A 3,885-nucleotide genomic window follows, 5' to 3' on the forward strand; every position below is an offset into this window, starting at 1 on the left:
GCTTGACAGCCGGCACGGCTTCTTCCATGTCCGTCAATCAATTTATCCGCTTCCGGCTTGATTTAAGCTACGACCAGTTTCTGGCCGTTTATCAAGGTGTCGCGCATTCCGTCAACGCGAGGACCGACGACGGCCGCCGCATCCAGTTTCCGGCCGGCAGGATCCAGCGCTTTTTAACCAAGGACGGCATCCGCGGTTGCTTCGAAATGGAACTCACCCCGCAAAACAAATTCGTCGCCATCAACCGTATCGGCTAGACGAAACACCTATCGACGGTGTCATATTTCTTTCATTTTTTAAGGCCATTTGTCGGCTTTGTTGCAAGACGTACAAAAATTTCGCCTTGCAGCGTTCATTTATCCCACAAGTTACAAGGTTTTAGACGCATCCGTAATCAGGCATGGATGTTGCGGTAAGACAAGCCGACTCCGGCTTCCTCATGGAAGCGGAAGTTCGATAAACCGTTCCAAATTTTCCAAAACATTCCGTTCAGGCCGAGCACTTGGCGGCCTGATTGATCCAGGCCTCGCGGAAGACCTGGGGCGAAGCGGATTCTCGGGAGCGGACACATAATAATTCAGCACCCGCCGGCCGTTTCGGCCTCGCCGGTGCCGCACTGAAAACATTGCTTTTCAGCTTGCAGATGACAACGCCGGGAGCTTACGTGATCGAAACCTTTTACGATGTGATGCGTCGCCAGGGCATCAGCCGCCGCAGTTTTCTAAAATTTTGCAGCCTGACGGCCGCCTCGCTGGGCCTCAGCCCGGCCTTTGCGCCGAAAATCGCCCACGCGATGGAAACCAAACCGCGCATCCCGGTATTGTGGCTGCACGGCCTGGAATGCACCTGCTGCTCGGAATCCTTCATCCGTTCCGGCCATCCCTTGGCCAAAGACGTCATATTGTCTATGTTGTCGCTGGATTACGACGACACCATCATGGCCGCCGCCGGTCATAACGCCGAAGCCATCGTCGACGAGATCGTCGAAAAATACAAAGGTAATTACATCCTGGCCGTGGAAGGCAATCCGCCGCTGGCCGAAGACGGCATGTATTGCATCATCGGCGGCAAGCCCTTCGTCGAGCAGCTCAAATACGCGGCCGAAAGCTGCAAGGCCATCATTTCCTGGGGCTCCTGCGCCTCCTGGGGTTGCGTACAGGCCGCCAAACCCAATCCGACTCGCGCCACGCCGGTACATAAAGTGCCCGGCCTGGCCGACAAACCCATCATCAAAGTGCCGGGCTGCCCGCCTATCGCCGAAGTCATGACCGCCGTGGTGGCTTATTTGTTGACTTTCGACAAACTGCCGACCCTGGACAAACAAGGCCGGCCGCAAATGTTTTACAGCCAGCGTATTCACGACAAATGCTATAGACGGCCGCATTTCGATGCCGGCCAGTTCGTCGAACACTGGGACGACGAAGCGGCCCGCCAAGGTCATTGCCTGTACAAAATGGGCTGTAAGGGCCCGACCACTTACAACGCCTGCTCCACCGTGCGCTGGAACGAAGGCACCTCGTTTCCGATTCAGGCCGGCCACGGCTGTATCGGCTGTTCCGAAGACGGCTTCTGGGATAAGGGCAGCTTTTACGAGCGCCTCACCGACATCAATCAATTCGGTATCGAAGCCAATGCCGACGCGGTAGGCGGCACGGCGGCGGCCGTGGTGGGCGCCGGTATTGCGGCGCATGCCGGCTTGACGGCCTTGAACCGCGCCAAACAAGTCGATAAACATCCGGGAGCGGAATAATAATGACAGTCAGAAACACCCCCAACGGATTTCATTTGAACGATGCCGGCCGCCGCGTGGTGGTCGACCCGGTCACCCGCATCGAAGGCCACATGCGTTGCGAAGTCAATATCGACGAAGACAACATCATCCGCAACGCCATCTCCAGCGGCACCATGTGGCGCGGTCTGGAAGTGATTTTAAAAGGCCGCGACCCGCGCGATGCCTGGGCTTTCGTGCAACGCATCTGCGGCGTCTGCACCGGCACTCACGCGTTGACGTCGGTGCGGGCGGTCGAAGACGCATTGAAAATCAAGATTCCGGAAAACGCCAATTCGATCCGCAACCTGATGCAACTCAGCCTGCAGGTGCAGGACCATCTGGTGCATTTCTACCATCTGCACGCGCTGGATTGGGTGAATCCGGTCAATGCCTTGAAGGCCGATCCGGCCGCGACTTCCGCTTTACAGCAACAGATTTCGCCGAGCAACCCCAAATCGTCGCCCGGCTATTTCCGCGACACGCAAAACCGCTTGAAAAAATTCGTCGAATCCGGCCAGCTCGGCCCGTTCAAAAACGGTTATTGGAGCAATCCGGCCTATTTGTTGCCGCCGGAAGCCGATTTGATGGCAGTAACCCATTATCTGGAAGCGCTGGATTTTCAAAAAGACATCATGAAAATCCGCACCATCTTCGGCGGCAAGGATCCGCATCCGAACTGGCTGGTCGGCGGCGTACCGTGCGCGATCAACATCGACGGCGTCGGCGCCAACGGCGCCATCAACATGGAGCGGCTGAATCTGGTGTCGTCGCTGATAGACCGTACCATAGACTTCATCGATCAAGTCTACATCCCGGATTTGCTGGCCATCGCCCAGTTCTACAAAGGCTGGCTCTACGGCGGCGGCATTTCCGGCCAAAGTTTGCTGGCTTACGGCGACATTCCCGATAAGGCCAACGATTACTCGGCGGCCAACCTGCTGATGCCGCGCGGCGCCATCATCAAAGGCGATTTAAGCAAGGTGCACGAAGTGGACTTGACCGATCCGGAACAAATCAAGGAATTCGTGCCTCACTCCTGGTACAAATACCCGGACGAATCGAAAGGCCTGCACCCCTGGGACGGCATTACCGAACCCAATTACAAAATCGGCCCCAACACCAAGGGCGACCGCACCCACATCCAGGAACTGGACGAAAACGCCAAATATTCCTGGATCAAGGCGCCGCGCTGGCGCGGCCATGCCATGGAGGTCGGCCCGCTGGCCCGCTACGTAGTCGGTTACGCGCAAGGCAACCCGGAAATCACCGAACAAATCAACTTCGTCCTGAAAACCCTGGACGTACCGGTCAGCGCGCTGTTTTCAACCCTGGGCCGCACCGCCGCGCGTGGCCTGGAATCGCAATGGGCCGCCGGCAAGATGCGCTATTTCATGGACAAACTGATCACCAACGTCAAGGCCGGCGATCTGACAACCGCCAATGTCGAACGCTGGGATCCGGACACCTGGCCGAGCAGCGTCAAGGGCGTCGGCTTTACCGAAGCGCCGCGCGGTGCCTTGGGGCATTGGCTGAAAATCGAAGATACCAAAATCGCCAATTACCAATGCGTGGTGCCAACCACCTGGAACGGTTCGCCGCGCGACGAGCAAGGCAACATCGGCGCCTTCGAGGCGGCCTTGATGAACACCAAGGTCGAGCGTCCCGAGGAACCGGTGGAAATTTTGCGCACCTTGCACAGTTTCGACCCTTGCCTGGCGTGTTCGACTCACGTGATGAGTCCCGACGGTACCGAATTAACCCAAGTCAAGGTGCGCTAAACCAATACCGTAGGCCGGAATAATCCCGATGTAGCGTTAGCGAAATCGGGCGCTTCCGGCCATATAAAGCTCGCCGGAAACGCGCGTCCTTGCTAAACGCCGAACGCACTTATTCCGGCCTACGGGCTTAACCAGCCCATGGAGAACGACATGAATAAATATTTTACGCCCGCCGTTTTGATGTTGGTAGCCGGCCAAGCCGAAGCCCACAGCCACCCCGGCATCGACACCTTTACGCACAGCCTGGAGCACATGCTGGCGGCTTACCCGACTTGGTTGCCGCAACTGTTTGCAGCCGCTTTATCGATTGCGGCGGCGGCCTTGGCACGCAGCCGT

At 57.4% G+C, this 3,885-nt stretch carries 4 protein-coding genes; all 4 read left to right on the plus strand.

Annotated features, from left to right (window positions below; genetic code table 11):
- The coding region (locus NP590_RS20245; RefSeq protein ID WP_256604554.1) for a DUF2835 domain-containing protein at positions 1-257 on the plus strand (257 nt) is incomplete at its 5' end.
- Between the two features lie 407 nt (positions 258-664).
- Positions 665-1,750 carry a hydrogenase small subunit gene (locus NP590_RS20250; protein WP_256604555.1) on the plus strand — a complete coding sequence of 362 codons (1,086 nt, stop codon included), beginning with the start codon at positions 665-667 and terminating at the stop codon, positions 1,748-1,750.
- A 2-nt stretch (positions 1,751-1,752) separates the two neighbouring features.
- Positions 1,753-3,549, plus strand: a complete 1,797-nt coding sequence (locus NP590_RS20255) for a nickel-dependent hydrogenase large subunit (protein ID WP_256604556.1) — start codon at positions 1,753-1,755, stop codon at positions 3,547-3,549.
- Positions 3,550-3,699: 150 nt separating this feature from the next.
- Positions 3,700-3,885: hypothetical protein (locus NP590_RS20260; RefSeq protein ID WP_256604557.1), on the plus strand; the 186-nt coding region annotated here is incomplete at its 3' end.

It is taken from the genome of Methylomonas subterranea, assembly GCF_024505185.1.
Taxonomy (GTDB): Bacteria; Pseudomonadota; Gammaproteobacteria; order Methylococcales; family Methylomonadaceae; genus Methylomonas; species Methylomonas subterranea.